Source organism: Blautia marasmi, from assembly GCF_900258535.1.
GTDB lineage: Bacteria > Bacillota > Clostridia > Lachnospirales > Lachnospiraceae > Blautia > Blautia hominis.
Genome location: NZ_OIWX01000001.1, coordinates 2,587,517 through 2,606,036, shown reverse-complemented (window position 1 = coordinate 2,606,036; position 18,520 = coordinate 2,587,517). Strand labels below are relative to the sequence as shown.

Annotated in this window: 17 protein-coding genes; 2 read left to right on the top strand and 15 right to left on the bottom strand. The window is 47.9% G+C overall.

The features are described 5' to 3' along the window. Nucleotides 1-3 precede the first annotated feature (3 nt). From C6P39_RS11285 to C6P39_RS11270, 4 genes are all read right to left on the bottom strand, one after another. Nucleotides 4-1,929, bottom strand: a complete 1,926-nt coding sequence (locus C6P39_RS11285) for a putative bifunctional diguanylate cyclase/phosphodiesterase (protein WP_104803855.1) — start codon at nucleotides 1,927-1,929, stop codon at nucleotides 4-6. A gap of 245 nt (nucleotides 1,930-2,174) precedes the next feature. After that, the gene (locus tag C6P39_RS11280; protein WP_104803854.1) at nucleotides 2,175-4,145 is read right to left on the bottom strand and encodes a hypothetical protein; all 1,971 of its coding nucleotides are present in this window, start codon (nucleotides 4,143-4,145) and stop codon (nucleotides 2,175-2,177) included. Nucleotides 4,146-4,161: 16 nt separating this feature from the next. Continuing rightward, nucleotides 4,162-6,219 (bottom strand): efflux RND transporter permease subunit, encoded by a 2,058-nt coding sequence (locus tag C6P39_RS11275; RefSeq protein ID WP_104803853.1) that lies wholly within the window; start codon nucleotides 6,217-6,219, stop codon nucleotides 4,162-4,164. Beyond that, nucleotides 6,216-6,515 (bottom strand): hypothetical protein, encoded by a 300-nt coding sequence (locus tag C6P39_RS11270; RefSeq protein WP_104803852.1) that lies wholly within the window; start codon nucleotides 6,513-6,515, stop codon nucleotides 6,216-6,218. The genes C6P39_RS11275 and C6P39_RS11270 overlap by 4 nt, the downstream gene beginning before the upstream one ends. Before the next feature lie 196 nt (nucleotides 6,516-6,711). Between C6P39_RS11270 and C6P39_RS11265 the strand changes: the two genes are divergently transcribed. Further along, entirely contained in the window at nucleotides 6,712-7,302 is a 591-nt protein-coding gene (locus C6P39_RS11265; protein WP_104803851.1) for a TetR/AcrR family transcriptional regulator C-terminal domain-containing protein, read from the top strand. Between the two features lie 32 nt (nucleotides 7,303-7,334). Next, nucleotides 7,335-8,357, top strand: coding sequence for an amidohydrolase family protein (locus C6P39_RS11260; protein WP_104803850.1), 1,023 nt, complete (start codon nucleotides 7,335-7,337; stop codon nucleotides 8,355-8,357). A 126-nt stretch (nucleotides 8,358-8,483) separates the two neighbouring features. Here C6P39_RS11260 and fba read toward each other — a convergent pair whose 3' ends face one another. The 11 genes from fba to C6P39_RS11200 form a co-directional block, all read right to left on the bottom strand. Then, the gene (gene fba / locus C6P39_RS11255) at nucleotides 8,484-9,419 is read right to left on the bottom strand and encodes a class II fructose-1,6-bisphosphate aldolase (protein ID WP_104803849.1); all 936 of its coding nucleotides are present in this window, start codon (nucleotides 9,417-9,419) and stop codon (nucleotides 8,484-8,486) included. 36 nt (nucleotides 9,420-9,455) lie between these two features. Continuing rightward, nucleotides 9,456-10,679: a 6-phosphofructokinase gene (locus C6P39_RS11250; RefSeq protein ID WP_104803848.1), complete on the bottom strand. Its 1,224-nt coding sequence runs from the start codon at nucleotides 10,677-10,679 to the stop codon at nucleotides 9,456-9,458. 224 nt (nucleotides 10,680-10,903) lie between these two features. Then, complete coding sequence (locus tag C6P39_RS11240) at nucleotides 10,904-11,632, bottom strand: FadR/GntR family transcriptional regulator (protein ID WP_104803847.1); 729 nt, start codon at nucleotides 11,630-11,632, stop codon at nucleotides 10,904-10,906. Nucleotides 11,633-11,733: 101 nt separating this feature from the next. Continuing rightward, the gene (locus tag C6P39_RS11235; RefSeq protein WP_104803846.1) at nucleotides 11,734-12,492 is read right to left on the bottom strand and encodes an SDR family NAD(P)-dependent oxidoreductase; all 759 of its coding nucleotides are present in this window, start codon (nucleotides 12,490-12,492) and stop codon (nucleotides 11,734-11,736) included. A 17-nt stretch (nucleotides 12,493-12,509) separates the two neighbouring features. Further along, a complete protein-coding gene (locus tag C6P39_RS11230) occupies nucleotides 12,510-13,445 on the bottom strand; it encodes a transketolase family protein (RefSeq protein ID WP_104803845.1) in 936 nt (311 codons plus the stop codon). 19 nt (nucleotides 13,446-13,464) lie between these two features. Next, the gene (locus C6P39_RS11225; protein WP_104803844.1) at nucleotides 13,465-14,322 is read right to left on the bottom strand and encodes a transketolase; all 858 of its coding nucleotides are present in this window, start codon (nucleotides 14,320-14,322) and stop codon (nucleotides 13,465-13,467) included. Nucleotides 14,323-14,337: 15 nt separating this feature from the next. Beyond that, entirely contained in the window at nucleotides 14,338-15,621 is a 1,284-nt protein-coding gene (locus C6P39_RS11220; RefSeq protein ID WP_095174893.1) for a TRAP transporter large permease, read from the bottom strand. Next, nucleotides 15,621-16,100 (bottom strand): TRAP transporter small permease, encoded by a 480-nt coding sequence (locus C6P39_RS11215; protein WP_095174894.1) that lies wholly within the window; start codon nucleotides 16,098-16,100, stop codon nucleotides 15,621-15,623. Before C6P39_RS11215 ends, C6P39_RS11220 begins: the two co-directional genes overlap by 1 nt. A gap of 13 nt (nucleotides 16,101-16,113) precedes the next feature. After that, complete coding sequence (locus tag C6P39_RS11210; protein WP_104803843.1) at nucleotides 16,114-17,154, bottom strand: DctP family TRAP transporter solute-binding subunit; 1,041 nt, start codon at nucleotides 17,152-17,154, stop codon at nucleotides 16,114-16,116. A gap of 209 nt (nucleotides 17,155-17,363) precedes the next feature. Next, complete coding sequence (locus C6P39_RS11205) at nucleotides 17,364-17,993, bottom strand: anti-sigma factor family protein (RefSeq protein WP_104803842.1); 630 nt, start codon at nucleotides 17,991-17,993, stop codon at nucleotides 17,364-17,366. Next, nucleotides 17,983-18,471, bottom strand: coding sequence for an RNA polymerase sigma factor (locus C6P39_RS11200; RefSeq protein WP_104803841.1), 489 nt, complete (start codon nucleotides 18,469-18,471; stop codon nucleotides 17,983-17,985). The genes C6P39_RS11205 and C6P39_RS11200 overlap by 11 nt, the downstream gene beginning before the upstream one ends. Nucleotides 18,472-18,520: the final 49 nt, after the last annotated feature.

Here is an 18,520-nt window from a genome sequence, read left to right as displayed (position 1 = left end):
AGACTACAGGCTCTGCGCATTTTTTATAAAAGAAAAGGCTTCCTCCTCCGGAAGGGGTCTGGAAAAATAAAAGCCCTGAATGTAATCTATCCCGCAGCTTTTTACAAAGGTCTCCTGCTCCTCGTTCTCCACACCCTCCGCAAGGACTTGAAGTCCCATCTCGTGAAAAACGATTGACAGGCTTTTGACCATAGCTGCCGTCTCCCTTTTCTCCATGGCAGACCAGATAAGGCTTTTGTCCAGCTTAACTGTATCCAGAGGTGTGTTCATGACTGACACAATATTGGAGTATCCGGTACCAAAATCGTCCAGTTCAATGAGAACCCCCCGCTTCTGCATTTCCAGGGAAAATTCTTCCACCGCCTCCGCATTCTCTGCAAGTATACTCTCTGTTATCTCTATCTTGATCCTGGAAAAAGGAGTGTGGTTCTTTTCAATGATCTCTGCCACTTTTTCTGCCAGGCCAATCTGGGAAAACTGCCGGCCGGAAAAGTTCACATGCACTCCGTCAAATTCAATATTTTCCCGGGACAGCCTGTTGATAAACCCGCATACCTTATCAAGTATCTGATAGGTGATCTCCACGATCATGCCTGTCTCCTCCGCAATGGGTATGAATTCATTGGGATAGAGGGGTCCAATGGGTGAATCCGGTATGCGCAGCAGAGACTCCGCAACTGTATACTTCCCTGTAGAGGTAGAAATGATAGGTTGATAAAAGACAGAGAAACTGTTATTTTTCAGGTTCTCCTCCAGTATCTCCACGATCTCCCGGCGCCTATGCAAAGAATCCAGCATTTCGGGTCCGCAGAAATAAACATTGGTGCCTGACGCCCCCTTTGCCATGGATACGGAATATTCAATTCCGCTGATCAAATCTTCTACTGTATTGGCACACTCGGGATACCCCACAACTCCGATCACGGCAGGGACAACACAGTTATTTTCCTCCCAGGTCCAGGCCTGCTGCATCCTCTGCTCCAGTTTTTCCACTTTTGTGCCTATACCGGCATCAAGAGGCCCATAGGATAAAATGGCAAATTCATCACCGCTGAAACGGTACAGGCAGTGAGGCTCTGAAATGCCTTTAAGATAAGATGCGATTTCCTGGAGAAGCAAATCCCCGGTATGCTGTCCATAGGTATCATTGATGCGTTTAAACCCTCTCAGGGAGAGCACTGTAATATTAAAATACTTGGATCTTCCGATCAGCAGTTCCATCATTTTCAGAAATTCCTGCCGGTTTGGCAGGCCGGTAAGATAATCCACAGAGTTTTGTTTATTCTGCAGATACAGATAAATGATCAGCAGCGCGCAGGTGGCCGCGGAGTCGGAGAGGATCACGGTGGGATAAAGCTGCTGGACAACAATGACCACCAGCGCGATCATGGGGAATATAGCCAATATCCTTCTGATCGCCCGTTCCATGTACTTTCTCCAAACAACAACAGCCACCATGGCTGCCACGCCATACAGGTAAAATATAACATAAGTCAGAGAGATGAGCGGCCCCCGGGTGTACGCTCCCTCTTTGCTGATGCTGAATAATACTTTTGAAAATGGATTCCAGAGGACCAGCAGAAAATAGATGCCCCCGGGAAGAGCAGTCCATGCCAAGATCTTTGGAGGATTCCCTCTGTTTTCAAACACGGTGGCTAAGGTATAGAAAAAATAGGCCATTCCCATAAGAGGGGTGGCTACAAAATAAACGGTTGTCACCAGCCAGTTCAGAAGATATGGAAATTTGTCAGGGTAGGCGATCATAATGGTGGACGCGATGTTAAAGGACATAGCGCAAAAGGTCACTAAAAAACAGAATTGAAACAGACGGTTCCTCAACGAAGGGACCAGATTACTTTTCCTTGAATAAAACCAGATGATAATAAGGTTGATTCCGGAAATACACTCCGCCACAATATTCCACTGCATATCTTTTCCTCGATTATGTACGACTTATAAGGCTATTTTATAATTAATCCGGGACATAATCAACCTATAAATAAAAAATGGGACAGTAAAAAAACCTTAATAGAAAAGTCGCTGAGGTCGTAAGACTTCAGCGATCTTTTGGTATAATGAAGTATGCTAATAAATAAAAATACCGTAACTGTTCAGTACCCTCACAGTTACAGGCAAAAATCCATGCAGAATCGCCTTGAGCGATGGGTAGCCCCTTACATTCCAAACAGTCGAAGCAGCTTCTGCCAGAAGTTAAGCCGAGCTTCTTCTTTCATATCGTTTGTGATAACTTCCGCCTTTTCAATTGCCTCTGTTTTCATAACAAACTGAACGGAATTGACATTCGTATTTTTACCGGACACAAAGGAAACCGTTTCGGTTTCCTCCCCGCCTATGGAAGCGAGAACCTCATCGATCTGCTCCTGTACCTGTGTATCCATCCTATCGGTTTTTGTGTAGAGTTCATTGGTCCCGTCGGCAAGCTCTGATACGCCGTCGCAGTAGGCAGCAATGCCATCGTACAGCTCTCCCGCGCCGTTTTTCAGCTCGCTGCTGCCGGAAAGCAGCGTTTTGCTTCCACTTGCAAGAGAGGATACGCCGTCAACAATCTGCGTGTATCCGGCTGCCAGCTGCGCAACACCTCCGGTGTATTCACTGATACCGCTGTCCAGAAACGCATAATTTGTTACAAGCTGATCGATTCCGCCTGACAACGCCGAAAGCTTCACAAGCATATCACTGAGGGTGCCGGCCAATTCTCCGATTTCTGTATCAAAAAGCTCATACTGCGTCTTCAAAACCCCCAGGTTTTGATACAGAGAATCCATGCCTGCCGCTAGATTGTCAAGATAATCTTCCGTCCCCCCTATCGCGGCATTGTTGCCGGAAAGAAGCCGGATCACGCTCTGCAAGGATGTAATTTGTGATTGTAACTGCGCCACCTGCTCTTCATATCCCGGTACATTTTCAAGCTGTGCCACTGTTTGCTGCAGGGATGCGATGAGTGCCGAAAGGTCATTGATGGTCTGTGTGTTACCTGTTTGCAGTGCGTCTATATCTAAACCATTCTGTGCCATGATAGCCTTATATTGCGCAAAGCCAAGATTTTGCCATAAGGCATATGCACCGTCATATAAATCGCTGATCCCCTGCTTTATGGCGCCGGAAGCCCCTGTAAGCTCCGCCAGCTGATCGGCGGAAACAGAGAGGTCGGAAAGGTTCGTCTGAATTGTCTCTAGCGCGGACTTCATTTGAGCAGAACCGTTTATCAGATGGTAGGACTTACCGTTCAAGGTATCAAGAGCCGCCTGTGCCGAAGAAATACCCTCTTGCAGAGTAGCAATGCCGTTGTCTAAGTCCGCGACGCCGCTATGCACAGAGGAAAGTCCCGAATCGAGACTGCTGCTTCCCGTTTTCAATGTTTCCGAGTTGGAAATGAGCTCATCGGAGCCGTCGTTTAACTTTTTGGTTGCGTCCATCAGCTGTGAAACTTGATCCATCAGCTGGGCGTCATCAATCTCAACATTCAGGTTCAGTTTAATTCCATTGACAGAGATGGCGTCCATTTCAAATTCGCCCACATCGGCAGTTATGCTGCTGTTAAGACCCTTGCCCGGCAAGACTGTATAGGTAATCTGCTTGTGGTCACCCACATTGGCCATGGTTGCATCGGAAGCAATAATGTTTTCACAAATTCCGGTATCCAGCGTAACGCTTACCTGCAAAGCATAATTCTCAAAAAAATCGCCCTTGCATTTTTCATTTTTTGCAATAGATAAGCGGATTTCAAGCTTTCCGCTTTGACCGGCTATTTCTGAGGCGCTGTACTCTTTTCCATCAAGATAATACCGTACTGAAATGTCCCAAGGGATTTCGGTGTTTTCCATTGTGCCCTGATAATAGACCTTCTTGTCATCCGTGCTAAAGGTTATTTTATCTCCGTTTTGGTTGATGCTCTCTGTGCTGGTCAGCATTTTCACATCACTGTAATCACCGAAGTCGACGATATCTCCGCCTCCGAAAATATTGACGGCGTTCACGCTTGCAGCATGGCCGGCTGCGTCGGTGATGATATAGATGACTTCCTCCTTTTCACTGGCTGCTTCTGCGGCGAAAGCGGGGACAGCTGGCGAGCAGGCCATAACAACTGCCAGTAAGGCGGCGGTACATTTAGTGTTTTTTTTCATATGCTTTCTTCTCCCTTTAGATATTGATAAATTTTGCACCCTTTGTAGTTTTCTGGATCAGCCCGTCAAACAGATAGAGCAGTCCCGGCAGGACGAATAGAACGATGGCAAGCGAGCATAGGGTTCCCTTGCCGAGAAAATAGCCCAGCTGCGACAGGAGTCCGTGTGTCGAGATTGCTCCCAGCAAAAATCCGACTACTGTCAAGACGCTGGCAGAGGTCATGATGGAAACGGTCACGGCGGAAACAGTGTCAATAATGGCCTGCTTTTTCTGCCGTGTTTCCCGGTATTCTTTGTATCTGTCCGTAAAGAGAATGGCGTAGTCCACCGTTGCCCCAAGCTGAATGGAGCTGATGATCAGGTAGGCGATATAAAAAACCGTGCTTCCTGCAAAATACGGAATGGAGAGGTTAAGCCAAACCGCCGTCTCGATGCCAAGCACCAAAATAATGGGGATGGTGATGGATTTTGTCGTGAGAAAAAGGACGACAAATACGGCGGCAATGGCAATCAGATTTACCTTTAGCATATCTGCCGTGACGGTATTCATCAGGTCGTGGGTGGAAACGCCTTCTCCGGCAAGCAGCCATGTACCCGGATAGTACTCCTCTGCCGTGCGCTGCACGGATTCGATTAAATCAAAGGCTGCCGTTCCCTCGTAGTCGGTATCAACGCTCAAAAGCATTCTTGTATAATGGTTGGAATTCAGCTTGGAGAGCGTTCCCGTATCCAGATACTGCTCCGGTATGGTTTCTCCCGCCGAATCCACATAGGAGAGGATGCTCTTGACCTCCGGCAGGGTGTGGAGCGCATCGGACAGCTTTTTTTGTGTGGCGACGCTGTCCTTTGGCACCATCAAAACATAGGTATCGCTTTTCCCGAATATCTCCTCAATTTTCCCGGTATCCGCGCCAAGCTGTGTTTCACTCCCGAAAATATGAGAGGCTCCATAATAAAAGCTGTTGGAATTGGAAGCAAGGTAACTTGGAACAATCACCACCGCAAAGAGACAGACAATCGGTATCATCATTTTAGAAACAACCTTGCCAAACCTCTGAAAGGACGGAACAAACGGGCGGTGCTGTGTTCTATCAATCCACTTGTAGGTTGCAAGGATAAAGACCGGCATAAACACAAATACCGTAATCAGGCTGATGGCAACGCCCTTGGCCAGCGCAATTCCCAGATCGGGGCCGATTTTGAAGCGCATCAGACAAAGGGCGAGAAACCCGATGACAGTGGTCAGCCCGCTGGATAAAATGGATGTAGTGGAGCCGCAAAGCGCCTGCACCATGGCTTCCTTGGGGTCGGAAAATTCTTTGCGGCATTCCGCAAAACGGTGCAGCAGGAACACGGAATAATCCAGGGACACCGCAAGCTGTAGGATGCTTCCAGCGGCATTGGTGACAAAGGATATTTCGCCGAAGATCAAATTGCTTCCGCCATTGATGATAACGGCCAAGCCAAGCCCAAGCAGAACAATAAACGGCTCCGCAAAGGAGGTTGTCGTTAAAATCAGCACAAGCAGCGCAAACAGCACGCCGAATACGGCAATCTTTGGGATTTGCGATACCGTGCTTGTCGTCGCCGTCGCGGTGGATACGGCGCTTCCGGTCATAGTGCCCTCGTCGTCGATGATTTCGCGGATTTTGTCTAAAGCGTCAATGCGCTTATTCTCTGATACTGTAACGGAAAACAATGCGTTCCCGTCCTTATAATAGGTATCAAGGGTGTCTCCGTCCAAAAAGGAAAGGGGCTGCGTTATGCTTGCCACATCATCGAGCCAGGTAATATCTGTAACGCCGTCCACCGCCGCAATCTGTGCTTTATATTGGAGCGCCTGTGCAACGGACACGTTTTCAATCATGACGCGGGCGTTGGGGATTCCGCCCTCATACTCCCGCTCCATGGTATCAAGCGCTATAGTGGAAGCGCTGTCCGAAGGGAGATAGTCGTTCATATCATAGTTGACTGAGATAAACGGTTTGCAGGTAAGGCATATGAGAAACAATATGCCGAAGCTTATCAGGATAAGCTTTGGGCGGCTTGTGATTTTTTGATAGAATCGTTTCATAAATCAGCCTCCTCGCCAAAGACGTTAAAGCGGCTGTCATCCCCGACTACCTCCAATTTTATTTTTGTACCGTCCACTCTGCCCAGCGCCTGATAGGGAAATGTCCTTGTCAGTGTAATCATCCGGCCTGAGAAAGCAATTTCTCCGGCTGGTGTCAGCTTGCCCTTGAACGGCGTTTCGTTTTGAAACAGGCTGAGCGTACCGTCTATATCCTGTCCGCCGCTTGTTTTAAATGATAAGGTACCAATCCTACGCCCCAGAGGGACCATCATTTGAATGTTAAATATTCGTTCCATATCATGTTCTCCTTTCCGTCACTACAATGGCAGTATAGCGGGAATAAAGCCCGGATAACACGGTCAATTGGGGGTTATCTGGGAAAATACGGACAAAACACCGCTGATTGACCATCAAATTTACCGGACAAATGACCGAGATTGTCCATTGAAAATTTGACGGACAGATGTATACTTTTAAGAAAGGAGGCTGCCTATGAAGCATGCAGAAATTGCCCTGACAACAAAAAAAGCGTTAGCCGCTTCGCTGAAGATTCAGATGGAAAAAAAGCCGCTGAAAAAAGTAACAGTCAACGATATCATTACGGACTGCAATGTAAATAGAAAGACATTTTATTATCATTTTGAAGATATTTATGCTTTGCTCAAATGGATGCTGGAACAGGAAGCGGTAGAAGTGGTAAAGCATTTTGATCTGCTGGTGGATTATAGAGACGCCATTTTGTTTGTGCTTGATTATGTAGAAGCAAACGCACATATTCTTAACTGCGCCTATGACAATATGGGACGAGATGGGATGAAACGGTTTTTTTATACTGACTTTATCGGCATTGTAGGGACGCTGATAGACGCCACTGAAAAAGACCTCGGCCTATCTGTTTCCACAGACTTCAGGGAGTTTCTCTGTAATCTATATACCGAAGCTTTGGCAGGCGTCCTGATCGATTGGGTAAAAGACCGTAAGAAATATGATCGGGAGAAAGTGCTGCAATATCTCTCCTTGATCATACGCACCTCTCTGCCTGCGGTGTTAACAGAGGCCGCCGAAGCGAAAAAAACCATCTGAAGACTATGAAAGATAATAAGGAGGAAACATTGATGACAAACGGTTTTATTGATGTTCATCACCATATCATTCCGGAGGAATACAAAGCGGCGCTTGCCGAGGCCGGCATCGAAAAATCCGGCGGCTTGTCAATAGGAAGCTGGAGCCCTCAGAAAAGTCTGGAGCTTATGGATGCTTTGGGTATTGAAAAGGCCTATTGTTCCCTTTCTGAACCTGCACTCTATCCCATCGTGGAAAAAGACCGGGCCTTAGGACGCCAAAAGGCCCGCATGTTAAATGGATATATGGCAAAGCTATGTGCCAATTACCCGGGTAAATTCGGCGCATTTGCGGTGCTTCCGCTGCCTGACATCGAGGGAGCCATTGAGGAGGCAATCTATGCCCTTGATGTTTTGAGGCTGGATGGAGTGGGACTGCTGTCAAATTATCGAGATGAGTTTTTGGGCAATCGGATGTTTGACCCATTGTTTGACGAGCTGGACAAGAGGCAGGCAGTCCTGTATATTCACCCCAGCATTCCCCTCGACGCCGAGGTATTTAAACGCCCCGAGTATGTACCCTACGACTATTTTCAGGAATTTTGCTTCAATACCACCCGTGCAGCTTCTAATCTGGTATTCAGCGGCACACTTGAGCGGTGTCCGAATATAAAGCCGATTTTATCCCATATGGGCGGTACCCTGCCTTATTTAGCCTGGCGGTTGAATGAATGCTTTCCCGGCAATCAAAGGCCCGGAAAAGCCAAACAAACGCTGCCTGCATATGTTTATGACGGATGGTGCAGTCTTTCCAAACCCGTGTATGATTATTTTGGGCGGTTCTATTTTGACTGTGCGCTTTCCTGCCATGATGCTGCATTCTCCGCGGTAGAAAAGCTGGCACCAAACCATACTTTGTTTGGAAGCGATTCCTTTTACGCTTCTTTAAACTCCGGCAAAAAATTTGTACAGGAAGTGGAAGCTCACTATACAGGGGATGCCTTAGACAATATGAAAAGGGAGAATGCAATCCGGTTGTTTTCCTCAAAAGGCTCTGCTCATTCTAAAGAGGTATAGATGGTGAATATAGATTCAAGCCTTCTGGCGTTTCTTTGTAACGGCGGTTATTTAGCAGTTCGGATAACCACCAAGTTCGGCTTTGTATTGCTCCCTCACAACCCCCACGTTTCCGGGCGTCTGTTGTCAGGCTTTCTGATCGCTTCCCAGAACATTTACGATCTTATGTGCCACCAGTTCTTTTACATTGGCTCTTCCTGCTTTCAGATATTCTCTGGGGTCAAAGGCGGAAGGCTTCTGTGCCATTACCTGGCGCACACCGGCGGTCATGGCAAGACGCAGGTCTGAGTCAATATTGATCTTGCATACAGCAGATTTTGCTGCCCGGCGCAGCATATCTTCCGGAATGCCTATGGCGTCAGCCAGCTCTCCCCCATTCTGTTGAATGATCTTCACATACTCCTGGGACACACTGGAAGCACCGTGAAGAACAATGGGAAAATCAGGGAGACGTTTTGTGATCTCTTCCAATATATCAAAGCGGAGCTGCGGCTTTTGTCCCGGTTTGAACTTGAAAGCGCCGTGGCTGGTCCCGATAGCGATTGCCAGGGAATCAACCCCTGTGCGCTCCACAAATTCCTGCACTTGGTCGGGGTGAGTGTACATGGCGTCTGATGCCTCTACTTTTACGTCATCTTCCACACCTGCCAGCTTGCCCAGCTCCCCTTCTACCACCACACCCTTTTCGTGGGCGTATTCCACTACCTGCCTGGTAAGCTCCGCATTTTTATCAAAATCGTATTGTGACCCATCTATCATCACAGAGGTGAACCCGCCGTCAATGCAGGCCTTGCAGGTTGCAAAGTCAGGGCCATGGTCCAGATGGAGTGCCATGGGAATGTCATTTTCTATGAGGGCGGCCTCCACCAGTTTCACAAGGTAGGTGTGGTTGGCGTATGCCCGGGCGCCTTTTGATACCTGGAGGATCACAGGCGAACAAAGCGCGCCTGCCGCCTCTGTGATTCCCTGAACAATTTCCATATTATTTACATTGAAGGCACCGATGGCATAGCCGCCTTCATAAGCTTTCTGAAACATTTCCTTTGTGGTCACTAATCCCATAATAAATTCTCCTTCTTCTTGTTTTCTGCCAAACGGTCACCTATAAACAAACCGCGGGAGGCCGTCTTCGTCTGCCGGAATCTGCACATTTCCTTTTACCAGCGGTTTCACGTATTTGAGGAAATCCTCACTTAAATCGGTTCCCTCCCCTGTGATCCAGGTCAGCGGAACCGTTTTTTCCTTGTTACAGATGCGGTCGACATCCTCCAGACCGCATACCAGGCTGTACGGGGCATCGCTTTCTCTGATAAAAGAAATTATTTTGCCTGTCTCTTTGTTAAGCGCTGCCTGCACTCCGTACCTGCCGGCCATAACAGCTTCCTGCCGGTCAGCGGCTGACACCATGGAGACGGAGCAGCGCTGGCTTACGTTTAATTCTACAGAGCGGGCCTTCACTCCCAGTCTTCCACGCACCAGACGTTCCAGATATTTGCCGCAGCCTGCCAGCATCTTATGCCCAAAGCTGTCCAGTCCCGCTTCACTGTCGTACTCACATACGAATACGCCGTCTTTATCCCGGATCCCCTCCGAGACACACACCACCACCGCATTGTTTACAGAAAAACATTCCTCTATCTTTTCCAGGAACGCTTCCTTGTCAAAGGGTACCTCAGGAAGATATACAAGCAGAGGGTTATCCCCCGTAAATTTTCTTGCCAGCACACTCGCCGCTGTCAGCCAGCCTGCGTGCCGTCCCATGATCTCCACGATCGTCACGGATCTGGTGTCATACACCCCTGCATCAACGGCAATCTCCCGCACAGTGGATGCCACATATCTGGCGGCGCTGCCGAATCCCGGCGTGTGGTCCGTTAAGACAAGATCATTGTCAATGGTCTTTGGCTCCCCCAGGACCACAATGCTGCTGCCTGTCTTCCTCCCGTACCGCGACAGTTTGCTCACTGTATCCATGGAATCATTTCCACCAATATAAAGAAAATATCCAATGCCCATCTCCTCGAACTTCTCAAATAACTTTTTGTATACCGGGTCGTCCAGATCTTCAGGCAGTTTATATCTGCAGGAACCCAGATAGGCACCCGGTGTTGTCAGAAGGCCTTTCAGTTCCTCCCCGGGAAGTGCCTGATCAAAATCCAGGACCCTGCCCTTCAAAAAACCCTCAATACCATTCACCATGCCATAGCATGTTCCAATCTTCTCCGGGTGCAGCCGTGCCTCCGCGGCAACACCGTAGAGGCTGCTGTTAATAACAGCGGTGGGTCCTCCTGACTGACCCACAAGTAAATTTTTAAGCTCCATAACCGAAATACCTCCGTCTTATTTTTTGCCTGTCTGTTCAGGCATTATCCCCTTCGATCAGATCAATCCTTCTTTGATGCCTCTTGGCACCTGAGAATTCTGTGTGAAGAAATGTGTCCGCAATATTCTCAAAAAACATATAAAAATACCCTGCCCATTCACCGATATAACAATGAATGGACAGGGCATCCGGCAAATGGCTGCAAGCGGAAATTGAACGAGGGCTACTTTTCTGCATCTGTAAAAGGAATATCAGAAAAGTATGTTTTTCTTACAGCCGTGTTCAGATTGTCTGTCACTTTGTTTGCCATCATCTCATAGATCTTCTGGTGTGCTTCAAATAATTCCCGGCCTCTTCCCGTCTTGATCATTGTCTCAACGGTTTTCAGTCTCATGGAATGGGTCAGCACCCGCACCACCTGGTTGATCTTATTCACCAGGGGATTCTTCCCCATGTCTGATATGGTATTATGGAATTCATTGTCGGCCCAGAAAGCATTTTCCACGTTCTCCGGCCCCTTGTCAATCTCTTTCTCCATGCGGTTCAGCTTCTCTTTCAGTATATATAGATCGTCTTCCTGAATCTTCTGCATGGCGAGCTGCATCACACCAACCTCTATCAGTTCACGCAGTTCCATAAGATTTTCATATGAATCCTCTTTGTCTAAAATAATACCGTAAATCATAGGGTCGATCATGCTCTCGGAAAATCCCTCACAGACAAAGGTTCCCTCTGCCCGCCTGATCTCAAGCACTCCCAGGTATACCAGGATCTTAATGGCCTCTCGGATGGAGTTTCTTCCCACACCCATACTCTCGGCAAGCTCTGCCTCTGTGGGTATTTTATCTCCGGGACGAAGTTCCCTGTTAAGCATGGCTTCCGTCAGCGCATTGATCACCTGCTGTACTACTGATTCACTGTTTACCTTTTTTAAATAACTGATGTTCTGCATTTTACTCACCCCTTTATCGGTTTATCCTACAACCTACATACTACCATAAAAGTCGGCTTTTGTCTATTGGGGCCGGATAAAATAAGGGGTATCTGTACTGCTTAATCCATATGTGAGCCGCCGTTGATGTCAATCTCCTCGCCTGTTATATAAGAAGCCTCTTTGGATGCCAGGAATACTATGGCATTTGCTACTTCCTGGGTCTCCCCCGGACGTCCCATGGGGATTCCGTCAATAATCTTGTCTGCGTCTTCTTTTGGAAGTGACTTCCATATTTCCGTATTAATAAGTCCGGGGCATACACTGTTCACTGTGATGCCTTCCGCTGATATCTCTCTTGAAAGGTTTTTGGAAAATGCAAGTACAGCCGCCTTGGAAGCAGAATAGTGCGCTCCGCCGAATACACCGCCGCCTCTTTTTCCGGATACAGAAGACAGGTTTACAATCCTTCCGTATTTCTGTTCACGCATGACTTTCATGCACTTCTGTGTACAGAGGAACAGACCGAACATATTGACCTCAAAGATTTTTCTTATATCCGCCAGTGTCATGTCCTCAACTGTCACCTTCTGGGAAATTCCCGCATTGTTTACCAGCACATCAATCCTGCCGTAGGCATTCATGATGTCATCCACCATTTTCTGAACAGAAGCTTCGTCCGTGACATTTACTGTCACACCCATGGCCTCCCCACCCTCAGCCTTGATCTCATTTACGGTGTCCTGTACGCCAGCCTCATTCATATCTGCGATCACAACCGCTGCTTTTTGTTTTGCAAATGTCTTTGCAATGGTCTTTCCAATCCCTTTGGGTGAGCCGCTTCCTGTTACAATTACTACCTGTCCGTCAAATTCAAACATTTTTATTATCCTCCTGATCATTTTACTAATGCTTTTGCTGTATCCACTATGTTTTCCACTGTGATCCCGTTCATTTCCAGCAGTCTCTCATAAGGGGCGGACTGGCCGAACTGGTCCTGGATACCGATACGTTTTACAACACATTTCCCTGTATCTGCCGCTACTTCACTGACTGCGCTGCCCAGGCCGTTCATAATATTGTGGTCTTCCACAGTGATGATCCTGCCTGTTTCATTTACACACTCCATAACCGCGTCAACATCCAGCGGTTTGATGGTGTGCATATCCAAAAGTTTAACGGATACACCCTGCGCTTCCAATTGCTCTGCCGCTTTCATGGCAAGGGATACGGTATCCCCGTTGGCAATGATGGAGACATCTTTTCCGTCTTTTAACTTGTTGGCTTTGCCGATCTCAAATTCCGCGTCTTCCGGATAAATGACCGGAATCGCATCCCTAGTAAAGCGCAGATAGACAGGTCCTTCATATTCTGCTGCTGCTTTTACCAGCTTCTTGGCTGAATTGTAATCCGCAGGCATGAGAACCGTCATGTTGGGGATGGTACGCAGAACACCCATGTCCTCAATGCTCTGATGGCTGGCGCCGTCATTTGCCGGGGTAACACCGCCGTGGGAGCAGGCGATTTTCACATTCAGTTTGGGATAACAGATTTCCTGGCGGATCATCTCACACATTCTCAGGGAACCGAACACAGCGTAGGTCACAACAAAGGGAACCTTTCCGCAGGTGGCAAGGCCTGCCGCAACACCGGCCGCGTTCTGTTCAGCGATTCCCACATTCAGATACTGTTTGGGAAGCTGTTTGCGAAACTCCCCTGTCTTGCAGGATTTACCTATATCAACATCCACTACATAAATATCGTTGTCCAGCTTACCCAGCTTTACAATCTCCTCACCAAAACCATCTCTGGTCGCTTTTTTTATCTCACTCATATTCTTATCCTCCATCCGCTTATGCTGATTTTCTGACTTCCAGTTTTTTAAGCTGTGCATCCAGTTCGTCCATTGCCTGTTGGTACTGCTGGTCATTTGGCGCAACTCCATGCCATCCGCACTGGTTCTCCATAAAGGAAACGCCTTTTCCCTTCACTGTGTTGGCAAAGATACATTTTGGTTTCCCGTTCTTTCTCATGCGGATCCTGTCTAAGGTGTCCACAATCTGTTTCATATCATGTCCGTCAATCTCGTAAGTATCAAAACCAAAGGCCCTGAATTTCTCACCCAGATTGATATTAGGCATAACTTCATCGGTGGTGCCGTCAAGCTGCAGGTTATTGTTGTCCACAAATACCACCAGATTATCCAGCTCATATTTATGTGCGGTCTGCGCTGCCTCCCAGATCTCGCCTTCCTGACATTCGCCGTCGCCCACCACTACAAATACACGGTAATCTTTGTCATCTTTCTTCGCCGCAATGCCCATCCCTACGCCGCAGGCCAGTCCCTGACCCAGGGAACCGGTGGAGATATCAATGCCGGGGCATTTTTTCATATCCGGATGTCCCTGCAGGATAGAACCTTCCTGGCGGAGGGTACCCAATACCGATTCATCGAAGAATCCCAGGGCCGCCAGGGCCGCATACTGTACCGGGCACACATGGCCTTTTGAAAGGACAAAACGGTCTCTATCCTCCCATTTGGGGTTTTTCGGGTCCAGATTCATTTCCCTGAAATACAGGGCTGTCACAAAGTCGGCTGCGGACAGTGACCCGCCGGGATGACCGGATTTCGCTTTGTGAATCATGGTGATCACCTTTTTTCTTAATTCAATACTCTCTCTTTCCAGTTCTTCAACGCTTACATTTTTCATATTCCTCGCTCCTTTTTATAAGAATAACAATGAGATTTTAGGTATATAGGTTACCAGCAGCAATACGATCAGTGCTGCTATGATCAATGAGATCACTGCTTTTGATATCTGCTTTAAGTTTACATTGCCCACACCGCATGCCACATAGAGGTTTACCCCTACCGGAGGAGTGAAAAGCCCGATCGCCAGATTGACGATCATCACCACGCCCAGGTGGATCAGATCCACACCCAATGCCTGTGCCACCGGCACGAACAGCGGGGTAAAGATATATAAAGCGGACGTGGAATCCAGGAAGCAGCCTGCGATCAGCAGGATAATATTTACTATAATAAAGAAAACGATCACATTTCCGCCTGTTGCACTCTGAAGTGCGGAACTGATGGCTACATCCAGTCTTGCCCTGGTAAGTACATATGCGAACAAGCTGGCTGCTGCTGTAATAAACATGACCGTGGCTGTGGTGGATGTAGTATCAAGAAGTATGGCATAAAACTCTTTCAGCCTTATCTTCTTGTAAACAAAAATTCCTACAAACAATCCGTACACAACTGATACTGCCGCTGCCTCTGTGGGGGTGAAAATACCACCATAGATACCGCCCAGGATAATAACCGGCATCATAAGTCCCCAGAATGCATCTTTAAATGCCAGCCAGCGCTCCTTTTTGCCGGCTTTCGGCAGTGTCTTCAGGTCGGATCTTCTTCCTACCACAAGAGCCACCACCATCAGTGCCGCTCCCATCAGAAGACCCGGAACAAGTCCTGCAATAAACAGTTCACCGATGGATGTATCGGCGATGGAGCCATATACCACAAAGGTTATGGAGGGAGGAATGATGACCCCTATGGCTCCCGCCGCTGCCATTAACGCTGCTGAAAACGCAGGTTTATAGCCTGATTTGATCATGGCCGGCACAACGATAACTCCAAGTGCCGCCACAGTTGCCGGTCCTGAACCGGAAATAGCCGCAAAGAAACAGGAAACAATGACACATACAATGGCAAGTCCGCCTCTGATATGGCCTACACAGGCCTCAGCCAGTTTGATAAGTTTCTCTGATATTCCCGCTTTCTCCATAATATTTCCTGCTAAGATGAAGAAAGGAATTGCCAGTAATACGAATTTGCTGGTTGACGCCGATACGATCATGGGAAGACTGCTCATTACCGTATCCAGCGGTCTTCCTGCTCCCTGGGCGATCATGGCTACCACGCTGGAAGTACCGAGGCACACCGCTATGGGCGCTCCCATGAGAAGCAGTACGGCGAAGCTAATAAAAAGGATTGCTGCTACCACTATTTGCTTACCTCCTCTTCGGGATTTCTCTTAATCTCTTCTATCAAAACCTGTAAAAAACGAATGGCTGCAAAGAATGCACCGATCGGCACAAAGGAACCGAATATCCATTCCGGCCACTGCATACCTGCCGTGACCTGCCCCAGAATCCTCTGATTCCTCACCATGAGGATCCCGTAGTAGAAAATAGCTCCGGTAAACAAAACTGCCACAAAATAACCTATGATCTTTAACACCTTTTCCACCTTGGGTCCTACCGCATCGGTCACAATGCTCAGGCCCAGATGCGCTCTCCGTTTTGCCGCTATTGCTGTGCCCAGCATACTCAGCAGTACAAAGAGGTAGGTCGTGATCTCCTCCGAAAAAGAAAAGGATGCACTGAACAGGTATCTGGCAACCACGTTGGCAAATGTGAGGATCGTCATAACGATCAGACAGGCAGCCGCCAGTATTTCCTCTATCTTGTCAAATATCCGCATTTCATTTCCTCCCTCACTCTTCGCTCTCTATCCGGAAAGCCTTACAGGCCTTCTCGCCGTATTTGTCTATAAATTCTTGTTTTACACCACGGATCTCTTCCTTAAAGGCATCCAGTTCTTCTGCGTTTAATTCCGTTACCGTCATACCCTCGGATTTAAACTCTTCCACAATGGCTGCCTCTTCTTCCTCCACCGTATCTCTTCCCCATTCACAGGCCTCTTTTGCCTTTTCCTGAAGGAGTTCCCTTGTCTCCTGCTCCAGAGATTCCCAAATCTCCGTGTTTGCTACAAATAAATCGTTTTCATATGTATAATTCCACAATGTGAGATAGTCCTGGATCTCATCCATCTTGGCAGATTCCGTGATACAGATGCCGTTTTCCTGCCCGTCGATGGTTCCCTGCTGGATGGCTGTGAACACCTCGCTCCAGCTCATTGCCACCGGATCAGCCCCTAAAGTTTTGAAGAACTTCATATAGACTTCACTGCCCGGCACACGGATCTTCAGTCTCTTTACATCTTCCGGTGTACGCACCTCGCGTTTGCTGTTTGTGATCTGGCGGAAACCATTGTGGAAAGAACCCAGATAGGTGATCCCTTTGGCTTCCAGACGCTCTGCGTAATACTCGCCGCCAGAACCGTCAATGATCTCTCTTGCATGTTTGTAATCGTCAAATATCCAAGGAATGGTTGCCACAGATAACTGCTCGTCTATGACCGCCATTACACATGTGGCGTAGGCTGCCAGGTCCACACCCCCGCCTGCTATCATCTCGATTCCTTTTGTAGAGTTTCCTCCGGCAAGCTGGTCATTGGGATACACTGCAATGGTCACATTTCCATTGGATGCTTCTTCCACCAGCTCCGCAAATTTATCTGCTACTCTGGAGTCAATCTGAATGTCCGTTCCATTCACTGCCATGACCAGTTCGATCTTCTGATAACCATTCCCGGTTTCCCCTGAAGCCTCCACATTCTCAGCACCGCCGCACCCCGTAAGCAGCCCCGTCATAACCGCCCCCGCCAGCAGCAGGCTTAACACCCTAGCTTTCATAAATACCTCCTTTAAGTTCCCCTGTTTCATTACATCCTACGTTGGTTGTTTTTCTCTATGAATACATCCTAACATCCCATGTTTGGAAAGTCAATAGTTTTCGTTAGATTCCATTATATGTACAATATCCGATCCCATTTCCTGTACATTATGCACAAAAGGAGGGCTGAATAAGCCAGCTCTCCTTTGTCCCATCTAAGTTCCGTTTGTCAATCTTGGGGTAAAGACGATGTGTCTTTTTCACTGATCAGCTCTCCGTTTCGGATTGTAAGAGTCTTATCGGAAAATTCCAAAACCCATTCACAGATGTGATCATCCCCCTCTATCTCACTTTCCCATCCCATACTGCCTTCTACAAACAGCCCTTTTCTAAAGCGCTGCACCTTCAGCCGGGTGCGTGTTCCAATAATATTTCCGCTGCTGTCTTTTATTTTTTCAGTAAAGCCGTCAAATTCAAGCTCTCCTCCTTTGGGTTCCAGTGTCAAATAAGCCACATTCCCCTTCAGGCCGTAAGACAGTTTTACATCCTCAGCCAGGACGTTGCTACTCCCCACACTGTATCCTATGAAGGTCCACAGTCCTCCTGCTGCCAGGATAAAAATAACGATAGCAGCGGCCAGCAGTGCCCGTTTTCTCTTTTTTTTCATTCCCGCCAGCAAAGCCGCGTCTTTCACATCCGCTTTCGGAAGGATCTCCGGTACCTCCCCGGTCATCTCCTGGTAATACTGTCTGCAATGCTCACATGTCTTTAAATGTTTTTCTATTTCCCTGTTGCTCTCCCCGCTGGTCAGCCTGTCTGCATAGGAAGGCAGAAGGTCCCGCACCACATCACATTTCATGCCTGTTCTCCTCTCTGATTTTCTGCTTGCCGCGGTAAAAGGTCACCCGCGCCCAGTTCTCATCTCTGCCCAGTATCTCCCCGATCTCCCGGAAACTGAAATCACCACTGATCCTGAGATACATTACCTCGCGGACAGGTTCCGGAAGCTGATGCAGCCTCTTATACAGGTACATTCTCTCATCTCTGGCTATCACTTCCTCGTCGGGCTGTAGGGCTTTTGAGGGGATTTCATCTCCCGGTTCTTCCCCATCTATTCTCTGCTCCCGCTTCCTCTCTTTAATCCAGAGATTCTTTGCGATCTGGCAGAGCCAGACATAAAGCCTGCAGTCACCCCGAAAGCTGTCTATGGATTTCATGGCCCTGAAAAATGTCTCCTGTGTCAGTTCTTCCGCTGTGTGAGGATTACGGCAGAGGCTGAACAGGTACTTGTATACCTGGACAGCATATTTTGTGTAGATCTGCTCCATATCCTGCATCTTTCGTCCTCCTTACCCATAAGAGCTTCCGGCATTGATTTCGTTACAG